Raw genomic sequence first — 13,334 nt, forward strand, 5'->3', positions numbered from 1 at the left:
CCTTTCCTCGAATTAGCTTTCGCTAACTTGTCTGCAAAAAAAATTTACTCTACCAAAATATAAACCGCATCCGCCTTGCGCAGCGAAAGCTCATAGCCGCGCACCGTCACCTCAATCGGATCACCAAGCGGTGCGACCTTACGAACAAATACTTCCGCGCCGCGCGTAATGCCCATATCCATGATTCGCCGCCGCGTTGCGCCTTCTCCCCCGACCTTGCGCACCGTAACCGTTGTGCCGCAGGGTGTATCCTTCAGATTGTTCATCTATACCCGTTCCCCTTTCAAACCATAATGCGCGATGCCATCTGCTGGGAAAGCGCCACGCGTGTATCCTTTACCGAAACAATCAGGTTGCCCGCCAGTGAGGACACCACAGCAACCTTTGCACCCTCTACAAAGCCGAGATTATGTAAAAACTGCCGGGTTTGATCCTTTCCCCGGATCATCCTGATTTCGGTTTCCACACCGGGATCCATCAATGTAAGCGGCATAATATCGATCCTCTCCTTTTATGTTCCTTCCGGTGGCAGCACCCACCAGTTAGGCGTATCTAACTTCTTAGCGTTTGAAGTTTACCACCGCTAACTCCATTTTGTCAAGCACTTTGTTACAACTTTGTCATATCGCACAAGCGCACTTCGGTTAGACGCTGCTAATTTGTATACCCATTCCCATACGCAGACAAGGAGGAAGCCCGCAGCCGTTGTTCCGATCGGCTGCGGGCCGGGCTGTGATCCAAACCCATGCCGGTTCAGACCGCCCTTCCCCTGTTCGATGCAGGGGGACAAGAAAGGATCATTGTATCATAACCGCCTTACGGCGGGAATGACCGAAAATGTTATGGGGATGGCTCGATCCGTCAACTGCGATCCATACACTGTCATGATGCGGCGAACACTTGCAGCAGCGTCTCCCCCTGTTCCACACGCCGGGTCACCGCGCGGCACACGCGCGAAAGGCGTTCAAACAGGCGGGTCGCTTCCTCTGCGTCCCCGTATACCTTCCAATAGCCGCTCAGCTTACAGCCGCGGCCGCCGTAACGGACAAAGCCCATCACATCTTCCACCGGATAGCCAAGAAACAAACCGATCTCATGCGGAAACCCATCCGAGGCTGCCATACGGCAGCGCAGCCGGCACAGCAATGCCTCCATCGTTTGTCCTTCCGCATAGCCGAAATACCGCAGCGCACGCTGCACACCCGGCTCTGCCAAACGCTGCGCCAACCGCTGCTGCTGATACACCAGCAGCAGATATCTGCCGCCGCAGCTGCACAGAATTTCAAACCGCATCCCGCGGCACGCAAACGCCTTGCGATATGCCAGCAGCCGGTACGGCAAATCCGGATACCGTGCACGGTCGCACGATACCAGGTTCGCCGGTTTGATCCCCGCCAAAGCCGGAGAGCAATATGCCGCCAGCAGACGATCCAGCCCTTGGTTCTGATACTCCATCGGAACACACACCTCCTGCCGGATATTGTCCCTCTGCCGGCGCTGATTATCCCTTGCGGTGGGGCAAACGGAAAAAAACAGAAAAACACCTTTGCCCGCGCCGGTACGTCTTTTGCGCCGTTTGGTAAGCCTTGGCTAACCTGCATATAGGTTAGCATACGCTAACCGAATTGTCAAGCACTTTTTCGAAAAAATACATCCGGTGGGATATTCCCACCGGATGCCGTTTGATGAAGCCCACTATTGTACTGCCGTGCGCAACAGGCGGAGAGGCAATGCCGCTATCCCCTTAAAACCACGGATCTCCTTTGCGTCTGCACGCCACAGTGCTGCCCGATATGCCGCAAAGCATCCTCCACTGCCGGTCTTTCCGTAGCAGCCGCTTATACCATGCGGAGCAGCGTATCCGTATCCTTGCGTTTGGGGCAGACCGGTTCCTCTGCCGGGTAGCCGATTGCGATCAGCGCTGCAACTGCTTCCCCTTCCGGTATATCGATAACCGCCCTGACCTTCTCTTCCTCGTAGATGCCCAGAATCACCGTGCCCAATCCCTGCGCGTGTGCCGCCAGACAAAAGGTCTGCGCGGCGATCCCTGCATCAAAGGACTGCCAGTGTGTCCCCTGCGAGGTGGAAAACGATCCGTCCCGCTCATAACCCGAGCGCTCTGTGCGCATGGTCAGCACCACCAACGCCGGTGCGTTGGACGCAGTTTTCTGATTGAATGCAAAATCCATCATGCACTCATCCGCCAGCCACTGCTTGCAAGCCGGATCGGTCACCAGCGTATACCGCGCAATCTGCGTATTTTTCCAGCTCGGCGCAAAGGCCGCTGCCGCTACGATCGGCTCCACTTCTTCTTTCGTAACCGGCTGTTCGGTAAAACGCCGCACGCTGCGGCGCGTTTTGATGCATTCCAGTGCTTCCATGACCGTCTGCTCCTTTGATACGTGATTTGCTCTTATTGTAGCAAAGCAGGCAGGATCACACAACCCATTTCTGCCAAAAACATCACCAAAAGATGCTCATTATATATTACTGTCCTGCATCACCTTAACAGAAAACCGCCGGGTACGCGGGCCGTCAAACTCACAGAAATACACGCCCTGCCAAGTGCCGAGCAGCGGCCGTCCGTCCTCGATCAGTACGATCTGGCTTGCCCCTACACAGCTCGACTTGAGGTGTGCTGCGGAATTCCCCTCCCCGTGGCGGAACGCCGCCCGGTCCGGAAAGGCTTCGCGCAGCCCGAGCAGTAAATCGTGCTGCACATCCGGATCGGCATTTTCATTGATCGTGATGCCCGCCGTGGTATGCGGGCAGTACACCGCCGCAATGCCGCTCTGCACGCCGCTTTCACGGATCACCTGACAAAGCTGCGCGGTCACGTCATACATTCCCTCGTATTCGGTACGCAGGGTAAATTCTCTGGTCATCAACGGTCATTCACTCCTGTTCTCATGCAGATAGGTCGCTTCCAGATCGGACAGATGCAGCTTAACCGCGAGCGGATATTTTTCATACGCATGTGCCAGCGCGAAGCTGCCGCCGCGCACCGAATCATCAAACCCACCCATGTGCCAGCGGATCGCCATCGCCTCCTCGGTGCGCAGGCGCATAAAGCGCTCGATCAAATACACGGATTTTTCTCCATGCCCGTAAGGAAACTGGTCATCCACGGCGTAAACCGGCACCTTTTCCCACTCCCCGCGGTCGTTTTTGCGGTTGCGCAGCTCGGTTTTATAAAACCCCGCTTTGCAGAGGTCGTGCAGCAGCGAAGCAATCGTAAAACTCTCCAGATCATCCGCCGCCGGATCATAGTGCTTGGAGATCAGCACATTATATACGTTCATGCAATGATCCAGCAGTCCGCCCTCATATGCTGCATGAAAACGGGTCGAGGCGGGCGCAGTGAAAAAGTCGGTCGATTCCATCCAAGCCAGCAGCTTATCCGCCCCCGGACGGTGGATATTTTTCTGATAAGTTTCGATAAACAGCTCTTTATTGCTCATGTTGTTCCTCCATTCGGGCGCGGACCAGCGCCAGCAGGGCTTCCCGCGTATTTTCCGCCTGTTCATCCAGCACCGCGTCGAGCAGAAAATGCAGCATTTCACCCACGGCTGGACCGGACAGCCCCAGTGCGGTCAGGTCGTTGCCCTTCACCGCCAGATGGTGCAGGGAAAAGCATATATCCGCCTGCAAAACAGCCCGCAGCCGGCGTTCGGTTTCCAACAGTGCCGCCACATCCTCCGGATGCGTCCCCTGTCCGACCGCATCGCCTTTCTTCAAGACGAGCAGGTCGCGGAACCGCGCCTCCCCGATCTGGGACAGGCGGCGGCGCACCAGTTTATCATTTTCTCCCAACGGGCGGTCATGCTGCTCGACGAGCAGCAGCAGCCGATCCTGATCCGCGCCGGAAAAGCGCAGGCGGCGGGCGATCTGTTCTGCAATCGTCCGGCTGACTGCGGGATGCCCGTAAAAGTGTCCGATCCCCTGCTCATCCACCGTTTTACAGGCCGGTTTGCCGCAATCATGCAGCAGTGCCGCCCAGCGCAGCACCGGATCTGCCGGCACCTGCGCCGCCGCGCGGATGCTGTGCTCCCACACATCATACAAATGGTGCGGATTGCGCTGCGCGCAGCCGAACATCGGCGTCAGCTCGGGCAGCACCACACCGATCAGATCGGCGAACATCCGTAAAGCGCGGTGCACAAAGCGGCCGCACAACAGCCCGGTCAGCTCCCCGCGCACCCGCTCGGCCGCAATGCCGTTCAAACGGGCGGCCTGCCGCCGCATGGCAGCCGCCGTTTCCCGCTCCACCGCAAAGCCCAGCCGGGATACAAACCGGATCCCCCGCAGGATACGCAGCGCGTCCTCGGCAAAGCGCGCGTCGGGATCGCCGACGGCGCGCAGAATACCTTCCTGCAGGTCATCCAGCCCACCGTACGGGTCGCACAGGCCGCGCTGCGGATGCCATGCCATAGCTCCGATGGTAAAATCCCGCCGGGCGAGATCATCCTCCACACTGCCGACAAAGCGCACCCCATCCGGATGCCGTCCGTCCGAATAGCCGCCGTCCGTTCGGAAGGTCGTGATCTCGATCGGCCCGCCCCCGGTCAGCAGGGTCAGTGTTCCGTGCCGCAGACCGGTCTCCAGCACCCGTCCCCCTGCAAAAACCGCCTGCATCTGATCGGGACGCGCCGCGGTGCACAAATCCCAATCATGCGGCGCCGCACCGCGCAGGCTGTCGCGCACGCAGCCGCCGACCGCCCAGGTCTGGTATCCCGCTGCCTCCAGCGCTGCAACGGCGCGGGCGGCGTGCTCCGGCAGCCGCATCATTGCCCGCTCTTCTTTTCCCGCAGCTTAAACGAAGTGCCGTCCGGATTCAGCACCACGGTGTTATCCAGCTGCGCCTTGAGGCTGGCGCGGAAGCCCGCGATATATTCCGCGCGCAGCGCCTTCTGCTCGGCCTGCTCGGCAGCGTTCAGCCCTTCCGCCTTGGCTTTTTTCGCAAGCGCGTTGATGCGCGCGATTTTTTCATCGGTCATGACCGTATTCCTCCATGGAAAGTGATATGCCCTTATTATAGCAAAACGCGCCGGTAAAGTCCATGTCAATCCGGTGTGCGCGGCAGACGCCGCCGATACATTTTCTTGACCGGATTTTTCTCACGTGCTAAAATATTTTTGTCTCTATACTTTTTCCTGTAAAGGAGTTTTGCTGCTATGAAAATCGAGACCCAATGCCTGCACGCGGGCTATCAGCCGGAAAACGGCGGACCGGGCGTCATGCCGATCGTGCAGTCCACCACCTATCGTTTTGATTCAACTGCGCATATTGCAGGCCTGTTCGATATGCCGACCGAATTCATGTATTCCCGCTTTGCCAACCCCACCTGCGATGCGGTTGAAAAAAAGATCGCAGAGCTGGAAGGCGGCGTAGGCGCCATGCTGACCTCCTCGGGTCAGGCTGCTTCCCTGCTCTCCATCCTCAACCTGTGTTCAGCGGGCGACAGCTTTATCGCTGCCTCCACCATCTACGGCGGCACGATCAACCTGTTCGGCGTTACGCTCAAAAAGCTCGGTATCGAGTGCATCTGGGCGGATGCGGAAGCCGATGAAGCCGAGATCCAGAAGCTCTTTAAGCCGAACACCAAGGCTGTATTCGGTGAAACGCTTGCCAACCCGGCGCTCACCGTGTTCGATATCGAAAAGTGGGCGGACATCGCGCACAAAAACGGCGTGCCGCTGATTGTGGACAACACCTTTGCGACCCCGATCCTGTGCCGTCCGATTGCATTCGGCGCGGATATCATCATCCACTCGACCACCAAATACATGGACGGCCATGCCGTGCAGGGCGGCGGCGTTATCGTGGACGGCGGCAAATTCGACTGGGCCGCTTCGGGCAAATTCCCGGATTTCACCGAGCCGGATGAAAGCTACCACGGCGTTACCTACACCCGTGACTTCGGCGCGATGGCCTACATCATCAAAGCACGTATGCAGCTCATGCGCGACTTCGGCTGCTATCCGGCCGCCCATTCGGCCTTTCTGCTCAACCTCGGGCTGGAAACCCTGCCCGTGCGCATGAAGCAGTACTGCGAAAACGCGCTGACCGTGGCAAAGCACCTCGAAGCGTCGGACAAAATCGCCTCCGTCCGCTACCCCGGTCTGCCCGGCAACGAGCATTACGACCGCGCGCGCAAGTATCTGCCGCTCGGCACCTCGGGCGTGATGAGCATTGATATCAAGGGCGGCCGTGCGCCCGCCATGAAATTCATGGACAGCCTGCGCCTTGCCTGCAACGAAGTGCACGTTGCGGATATCCGCACCTGCGTGCTGCATCCGGCCAGCGAGACCCACCGCCAGCTCACCGACGAGCAGCTGGTCGCCGCCGGCATCCAGCCCGGTCTGGTGCGGCTGTCGGTCGGTCTGGAAAACGTCGGGGATATCCTTGCGGATCTCGATCAGGCGCTCGCCCAGATCTGATTCCCAACACCCGCGCGAACGCTTTTTCGTCAGCACAAGGGCGGCAGGCACCAGCCTGCCGCCCTGTATTTTTTCACTCACCCTGCTTGACTTTTGAAAAACGCTCTACTATAATCAGGATGTCAAAAAACTTCGGTTTCCGACTATCCGAAATCAGACTTAGTGGTGTATTTCACCTCACCCCCAGCCCGACCGGATGCTGGGATCCGACCGTTTATTTCACGCAAAAACAGGGGGCATTTCTATGGCACAGGCAACGGAAAACAAAATGGGCACCATGCCGGAAGGACGGCTGATCCTCACCATGTCCTTCCCGATCATGCTGTCCATGCTGGTGCAGGCACTGTACAATATTGTGGACAGCGCATTTGTTGCCCGCATCAGCGAGGATGCGCTGACCGCAGTGACGCTTGCGTTTCCCGTGCAGCTTCTGATGATCGCCGTGGCGACCGGCACGGGCGTCGGCATCAACGCGCTGCTGTCCCGCCGTCTGGGTGAAAAAAAACAGCAGGAAGCGGATGCAGTCTCATCCAACGGTATTTTCCTGTCGGTCTGCTTCTGGGTGCTGTTTGCTGTGCTCGGCCTGCTGTTCGGCCGCCCTTTCATCTCCCTATTCACCGCCGTTCCCGCTGTGGCCGATATGGGTACCGACTATGTAACGGTCGTTTCGGTCGCCTCCTGCGGCGTATTTTTGCTGTTCACCGCCGAGCGGCTGATGCAGGCAACCGGCAACACGGTGTATCATATGATCACCCAACTGATCGGCGCGGTGCTCAACTGCGTGCTCGACCCCATCATGATCTTCGGCCTGCTGGGCTGTCCCGCCCTCGGCACCACCGGTGCAGCACTCGCAACCGTCCTGTCCCAGATCATCGCCATGGCGATCGGCTTTTTCATCAACGTCAAATTCAACCACGATGTCCATATCCGCCTGCGCGGCTTCCGGCCGGACGGCCGCATCCTGCGTGAAATCGTGCGCATCGGTCTTCCCGCTGCCATGCAGCAATCGCTGATGAGCGTGCTCACGGTCGGCTTCAACCGCATCCTGATGCCGTTTTCACAGACTGCCGTCGGCTTTTACGGTATCTACTACAAACTGCAAAACTTTTTGTTTATGCCGATCTACGGTCTGAACAACGCACTTATCCCGATGATCGGCTACAACTACGGCGCCAAAAACCGCCGCCGCATCGAGCGGATCACCCGCTACGCCATGCTGCTCGGGCTGGGCATTATGGCTACCGGTACGCTGCTGTTTGAAGCGCTGCCGGTACCGCTTCTGCGGCTGTTCGACGCTTCTGAGACCATGCTTGCCATCGGCATCCCGGGCATCCGCATCATCTCTACCTCGTTCTGTCTGGCCGGGATATCCCTGATCCTGTCCGGCTGCATGCAGGGCTTGGGCCGCGGCAGCGAATCGCTGTTTGTCGCTCTGCTGCGCCAGTTGATCGTGATCCTGCCGCTTGCCGCACTGCTGGCGCGTTACAGCCTGTCGGCTGTGTGGCTGTCCTTCCCGTTGGCAGAGGCCGCCGGTCTGCTTGCTGCCGCACTGCTGTACCACCGGGTACACCGGCAGCTTCTCAGCGGACTGCCCGAATAACTGTTACAAAATTGTAACATCATTTCACTTGTTTTTGTGCAACATGCGGCATATAATAAAGAAGCAGATAGGATGATCCATCCTGTTCCGCTCTTCCGCGCACCGGCAGGAGCATTTCTCCTCTTTTCTGCGCAGGATGATACATCCGGTTTCCGTGCGAAGCCTGCTTCGCGCGTATCCGTTAGGAGGTGAGTCCGTTGGACAGTGAAATCCACCAGTATGCGGGGGATATTCTGGAACATCCCCGTTTTCAGCAGCTTCACAGCTTTCAGCACCACGGCCCGGAAAATTCGGTTTACGATCATTCGGTAGCCGTTGCGGTCACGGCCTATGCCATCGCCCGCCGGATGCGTCTGTCCGGGGACGAGACCGCTTCTGTTGTGCGTGCCGCATTGCTGCACGATTTCTTCTGCTACGACTGGCGCAGCGAACACTTCCGCCGCTATATCCACCATTTTTCCGGCGTGCGGCGCCTGATGCATATGCATGGTTTTGTGCATGGTTATATCGCCGCCGGCCGCGCCAAGCGTGTATTCGGCCTGTCCGAGCGCGAATGTGACGCGATCGCCCGGCATATGTTCCCACTGGCCGCCATGCCGCGCACCAAAATTGCGTGGATCATCACACTGGCAGATAAGGCTGTTGCTTCCCGGGAGATGACCGCCGCGATCGGCGATTATCTATCCCTCGCATACCGCAAAGTTTTTGCTTAACACAAAAAGAACCCGCCGTTTCGGATGCGTCTGTCCGGAACGGCGGTTTTTTTGACCAAAATCCAATGTTTCTTCCATCACGTGCGGCTTACGCCTGCTCCATCCGTTTCTGATACGCCAAGCGCTCCCCCAGTCCGTTCTCCAAATCAATGATTCCGCAATAAACAAAGCCGAGCTTGCGCAGCAGGCACTGCATGGGTCGGTTATTCCGATGGGTATCGATGCGGACATTGCCGCACTGCGCCAAACACCAGTTCAGGCAAAATTCCCCCGCACCCTTCACCGTGCGTGCCGAAGCGATCCGATGCACTACGCCATACGGCGCGTCATCCAGCCACGCCCCGTCATGGATCGTGCGGTACGGCGGATCCCCTTGGGTGTGAAAACAAAAAGCCGCAGCGATCCCGCCATCCTGCTCACAAATATAAAACCGCGCGGCAGCGATATCCTCCTCCAGCATTTCACGGGTGGGCAGCGTCGTGCCCCACTGGGTCGGATTCCCGTTTTCCGCCATAAAATGCCGCGCCCCGGCATACAACGTCAGAAGCGCCGGCAGATCTGCTGGATTCGCCTGTCGAATCTCCATCGTCACAACTCCTTTATCCATTCTGCGCACAATTCCAGCCAATGCGCCACATGCCGGTCAGGCCGACGCCCGCGCGCCGGATCATATGTCTCAAAATCCGCCAGCGCCAATCCGTGCACGCCATGCGGAAACAAATGCAGTTCATGCGGAACGGACGCGCGGCGCAGCGCCGCCTCGAGCAGCAGTGTATTTTCCACCCGCGCAGTCTGATCCTCGAGCGTATGCCACAGAAATACCGGCGGCATCTGTTCCTCCACCAATGTTTCCAGTGAGAATGCCTGCTGCCGCGCAGGATCGCTGCCCGCCAATCGGGCAAAGCAACCGCGATGGCCGTACTCTCCCGCCGTTACCACCGGATAGCACAGCACCGCTGCATTTGGACGATGCGCCTGCAAATCGGTTTGCGGCGCAAACCATGCCTGCCGGTGCCACACCGCCGCCAGCATCCCGGCCAGATGTGCCCCGGCAGAAAATCCGCCGACCGCGATCCGGTTCGGGTCGATACCGAAGCGTACAGCATTGATCCGCACCCACGCGACCGCTGCCGACAGCGTGTGCAGCGGCATCGTGCCGATCGGTGCCGGCTCACAGTCGTACCGCAGCACAAATGCTTCGATCCCCTGCCGGGCAAATGCCCGCGCCACCGGCATCCCTTCGCGGATCGAACAAAACGCATATCCTCCGCCCGGACAGAGCACCAACGCGGGTTTGTTCCGTCCCTCCGCGGCGGCAGCGTGCGACAGCACGCCATGCGGCAGGTGCAGCACCTCGTTCATCACGTATCCTCCCTCTGGTCCTACAATACCACCCAGCGCCTACCGACGGCGTACACCGCCGCCCAACGCTGCTGTTACCTCATCCCGCACCTCCAGCACCGGAATCCGCAGTTCCGCGATGCGGGCGTCCGACATACGGCTGATCGGCGCAGAAACCGAAATGGCATAGGAAGCGCGTCCGCGATAGTCCACAACCGCTGCGGCAATGCAGCGCACCCCCAGCTCATTCTCTTCATTATCCAGTGCATAACCCTTGCGGCGCACCTGCTCCATCTCCCGCAGAAAGGCATCCTCATTCACAATGGTGTGTACAGTCCACGGCCGTATCTCGCTTTCGCGCCAAAGCGCCCGCACTTCATCTTCCGGCCAAGTAGCAAGGATCGCCTTTCCTACCCCGGTGCAGTACAGCGGACGCCGCATACCGATACGCGAAAACATGCGAATCGCACCGGTAGTATTTTCCACCTTATGGATATAGACAATATCGCACCCCTCCTGCATCACCAGATGCACGGTTTCGCCGGTCTTCTCATTCAGACGCTCAAGCGGCGCACGTGCCAAGTCGACTACATCCAGATTTTCCACAATATAACTGCTCAGCTCACACAGGTGCATACCGGCGCGGTAAATGCTGGTTGCTGCATCACGCTGGACAAAGCCGCGCCTGCACATGCTGGAAAGCAGACGGTGTACCGTGCTTTTATGCAGTCCGGTTTCCGCAGAAAGCGCACCGATGGTCATACCGCTGCGGCTGCGACACAGCAGCTCCAGCAGATCAAACGCCCGGTCGAGCGACTGCACCGATGAGGTCTCTGCCATAGAAAAAGGCCCCTTTCGTTTCGTATTGTAAAACTTTGTTCTATTTTAAGCGATTTTGAACAAAAATGCAATGGAAAGTTTGCACAGATTGTTTTGCAAAAACTCTTGCAAACTGACGGCAACGATTTATCGCAGCGGCATAAAATCAATTTTATAAGATGAACTGTCGAAAAAAGTTCCCATGTGGAAATATTATGCCACTTCAAGCATAAGCCGTAGACCTCTGACTGCATTCCGCCGCTGTGTGCACTGCCGCAATCACCGAAAACCGCTTGTTCCGGAAGAGAATTCTTGCTATACTGAATATATACACAGACAAACTCGCCGCTGGGGGAAATATGCGGCGGGCTGCCGCATGTCAACACACGATTTGGGGGAATGAAAAAATGAATCTGTTTCGCCGCTATGCGGCCGACCTGCGTCGGGAATTTCACGGCTATCAGGTCAAAACGCTTACGCAGGACCTAATGGCCGGGCTGACGGTTGCCGCTGTCGCTCTGCCGCTCGCGCTGGCGTTCGGTGTATCTTCCGGGGCGGATGCCGCCGCCGGTCTGGTCACCGCAATCATCGCCGGTCTGGTCATTTCACTGCTCTCGGGCGGCTATTACCAGATCTCCGGACCAACCGGCGCCATGGCCGCCATCCTGGTATCACTCGTTGCGGGGCATGGCCTGCAGGGCGTATTCCTTGCCACTTTTATGGCGGGCATCCTGCTGATCCTTGCCGCGTTCCTGCATCTGGGCGGGCTGACCGCCTTTGTGCCGGCACCGGTTATCTCCGGCTTTACCTCCGGCATTGCCGTGATCATTGCGCTCGGTCAGGTAGATAACTTTTTCGGCACTGTGTCCGAGGGCGGCTCGGCGATTGAAAAGCTGATCTCCTACGGCCGTCTGGGCTTTCATCCGGATCTGACCACAGTCGGCATCGGCCTGCTGGTCGTGCTCATCATGGTTTTTTTCCCGAAAAAATGGAATGCGGTCGTTCCCGCCTCGCTGATCGGCATTATCGCCGCCACCGCAGTAACCATGCTTTTTCGGCTGGATATCGCCACGGTCGGCGAGATCCCGCAGACGCTGGTGCTGGAGGAGCGGCTCTCCCTGCACAGCATCGATCCCGCTGAGTTGACCTCGCTGCTCGGCCCCGCCTTCTCGATTGCCCTGCTCAACATGCTGGAAAGCCTGCTGTGCGGCGCTTCTGCCGGCCGTGCAACGGGTGTGAAGCTGAATAACGATCAAGAGCTGTTCGCACAAGGCGTCGGCAATATGCTGCTGCCCTTCTTCGGCGGCATCCCGGCCACTGCTGCGCTGGCGCGTACCTCGGTTGCTGTGCGGTCAGGCGCGCACACCCGCCTGACCGGCATTTTCCACGCCATCGGCCTGCTGATCATGATGTTCGTACTCGCCCCGGTCATCCGCTATGTACCGCTGGCAGGTCTGGCCGGCGTGCTGATGATAACTGCATGGCGCATGAATGAATGGGAATCCATCCGTTTCCTGTTCCGCAACCGCTTCAAGGGCGGCATGTTCAAATTTCTCGCCACCATGGCAGCCACCATCGTATTCGATCTGACCGTCGCCATTCTGGTCGGCGTCTCGATCGCACTGGTACTGCAGGTTTCGCGTTTGTCCCACCTGCAGATCAACTATGAAAAGGTCGATATGGACCGTATCAAAGTGGCTGACCCGGCGTTGCGCGCACGCTACTCCAACGCGGTGGTGGCCTACATCACCGGGCCGCTGCTGTTTGCCAATATCGACACACTCGAAGAGATCCCCGAGCACCTGAACGGCGCAGACACCCTGCTGCTGTCCATCCGCGGCGTACCGGATATCGATGTATCCGCCGCGCAGTTCATTCTCCAGCAGGCACGCGACCTGCGTGCGCAGGGCATCGATGTGATTGTTTGCGGCATCACCAACAAGGCGCTTGATATGTTCGACCGTTCGGGTCTGCTCGAGCTGCTCGATCCCAGCGCCATTTACTGGAGTGTCGAGCGTGCGCTGCTCGATAACCGCCCGCGGCCGATCCGCTCGGAGCAGGCAGAATAAACTGCATCAGCAAAACGAGGTGCGCTTTCCAAAAGGTGATATGTACCCAGGATTCTGGACACATTAAAAATTGAATTAGGTGCACATGGATGCCTCTCTGAATTTTGCGGGAGGCATCCATTTTGTTTTCGCTTGGATTCTTTCGTTGTTGTAGTAATTTATGTAGGTGTCAACAGCCTTAGCAAACGTTTCAAAAGAGGAATACTCTTTTTCATGCCCGTAGAACATCTCGTTTTTCATCCGTCCAAAGAAGGTCTCCATGATGCAATTGTCGTAACAGTTACCCTTCCTTGACATGGATTGAATGATTTTGTGATCTTTAAGTGCCTGCCTGAAGTACACGTGCTGGTAC

16 protein-coding genes are annotated in these 13,334 nt (G+C 57.9%); 4 read left to right on the plus strand and 12 right to left on the minus strand.

What is annotated here, in order from left to right; all coding sequences use genetic code 11:
- Positions 1-44: 44 nt before the first annotated feature.
- From T363_RS0109575 to T363_RS0109610, 8 genes are all read right to left on the minus strand, one after another.
- A complete protein-coding gene (locus T363_RS0109575) occupies positions 45-266 on the minus strand; it encodes a FeoA family protein (protein ID WP_031475310.1) in 222 nt (73 codons plus the stop codon).
- A gap of 17 nt (positions 267-283) precedes the next feature.
- The gene (locus T363_RS0109580) at positions 284-493 is read right to left on the minus strand and encodes a FeoA family protein (protein WP_031475312.1); all 210 of its coding nucleotides are present in this window, start codon (positions 491-493) and stop codon (positions 284-286) included.
- 389 nt (positions 494-882) lie between these two features.
- Complete coding sequence (locus T363_RS0109585) at positions 883-1,455, minus strand: DUF3793 family protein (RefSeq protein ID WP_031475314.1); 573 nt, start codon at positions 1,453-1,455, stop codon at positions 883-885.
- A gap of 383 nt (positions 1,456-1,838) precedes the next feature.
- On the minus strand, positions 1,839-2,381 hold the full coding sequence (locus T363_RS0109590) for a nitroreductase family protein (protein ID WP_031475316.1): 543 nt from the start codon (positions 2,379-2,381) through the stop codon (positions 1,839-1,841).
- 99 nt (positions 2,382-2,480) lie between these two features.
- Positions 2,481-2,885 carry a secondary thiamine-phosphate synthase enzyme YjbQ gene (locus T363_RS0109595; RefSeq protein WP_031475318.1) on the minus strand — a complete coding sequence of 135 codons (405 nt, stop codon included), beginning with the start codon at positions 2,883-2,885 and terminating at the stop codon, positions 2,481-2,483.
- Between the two features lie 6 nt (positions 2,886-2,891).
- Positions 2,892-3,461 (minus strand): hydrolase, encoded by a 570-nt coding sequence (locus tag T363_RS0109600; RefSeq protein WP_031475320.1) that lies wholly within the window; start codon positions 3,459-3,461, stop codon positions 2,892-2,894.
- Entirely contained in the window at positions 3,451-4,788 is a 1,338-nt protein-coding gene (locus T363_RS0109605) for a CCA tRNA nucleotidyltransferase (RefSeq protein ID WP_031475322.1), read from the minus strand. The genes T363_RS0109600 and T363_RS0109605 overlap by 11 nt, the downstream gene beginning before the upstream one ends.
- Positions 4,785-4,997, minus strand: coding sequence for a DUF896 domain-containing protein (locus T363_RS0109610; protein WP_031475324.1), 213 nt, complete (start codon positions 4,995-4,997; stop codon positions 4,785-4,787). Before T363_RS0109610 ends, T363_RS0109605 begins: the two co-directional genes overlap by 4 nt.
- Before the next feature lie 177 nt (positions 4,998-5,174).
- Between T363_RS0109610 and T363_RS0109615 the strand changes: the two genes are divergently transcribed.
- The 3 genes from T363_RS0109615 (at position 5,175) to T363_RS0109630 (ending at position 8,753) form a co-directional block, all read left to right on the plus strand.
- Entirely contained in the window at positions 5,175-6,440 is a 1,266-nt protein-coding gene (locus T363_RS0109615) for an O-acetylhomoserine aminocarboxypropyltransferase/cysteine synthase family protein (protein ID WP_031475326.1), read from the plus strand.
- A gap of 244 nt (positions 6,441-6,684) precedes the next feature.
- A complete protein-coding gene (locus T363_RS0109620) occupies positions 6,685-8,040 on the plus strand; it encodes an MATE family efflux transporter (protein ID WP_031475328.1) in 1,356 nt (451 codons plus the stop codon).
- A 197-nt stretch (positions 8,041-8,237) separates the two neighbouring features.
- Positions 8,238-8,753, plus strand: coding sequence for an HD domain-containing protein (locus T363_RS0109630; RefSeq protein ID WP_051643208.1), 516 nt, complete (start codon positions 8,238-8,240; stop codon positions 8,751-8,753).
- An 88-nt stretch (positions 8,754-8,841) separates the two neighbouring features.
- Here T363_RS0109630 and T363_RS0109635 read toward each other — a convergent pair whose 3' ends face one another.
- Genes T363_RS0109635 through T363_RS0109645 form a run of 3 tightly spaced genes read right to left on the minus strand, consistent with a single transcriptional unit; the run spans position 8,842 to position 10,934 of the window.
- A complete protein-coding gene (locus T363_RS0109635) occupies positions 8,842-9,339 on the minus strand; it encodes a GNAT family N-acetyltransferase (RefSeq protein WP_031475332.1) in 498 nt (165 codons plus the stop codon).
- A gap of 2 nt (positions 9,340-9,341) precedes the next feature.
- Positions 9,342-10,115 carry an alpha/beta hydrolase gene (locus tag T363_RS0109640; protein ID WP_034972125.1) on the minus strand — a complete coding sequence of 258 codons (774 nt, stop codon included), beginning with the start codon at positions 10,113-10,115 and terminating at the stop codon, positions 9,342-9,344.
- Positions 10,116-10,154: 39 nt separating this feature from the next.
- The gene (locus T363_RS0109645) at positions 10,155-10,934 is read right to left on the minus strand and encodes an IclR family transcriptional regulator (protein ID WP_031475336.1); all 780 of its coding nucleotides are present in this window, start codon (positions 10,932-10,934) and stop codon (positions 10,155-10,157) included.
- Between the two features lie 386 nt (positions 10,935-11,320).
- Between T363_RS0109645 and T363_RS0109650 the strand changes: the two genes are divergently transcribed.
- A complete protein-coding gene (locus T363_RS0109650) occupies positions 11,321-12,982 on the plus strand; it encodes a SulP family inorganic anion transporter (RefSeq protein WP_207640628.1) in 1,662 nt (553 codons plus the stop codon).
- A 75-nt stretch (positions 12,983-13,057) separates the two neighbouring features.
- Here T363_RS0109650 and T363_RS0109655 read toward each other — a convergent pair.
- On the minus strand, positions 13,058-13,334 hold a 277-nt coding region (locus tag T363_RS0109655), incomplete at its 5' end, for an IS3 family transposase (RefSeq protein WP_031475340.1).

Source organism: Agathobaculum desmolans ATCC 43058 (assembly GCF_000701665.1).
GTDB lineage: Bacteria > Bacillota > Clostridia > Oscillospirales > Butyricicoccaceae > Agathobaculum > Agathobaculum desmolans.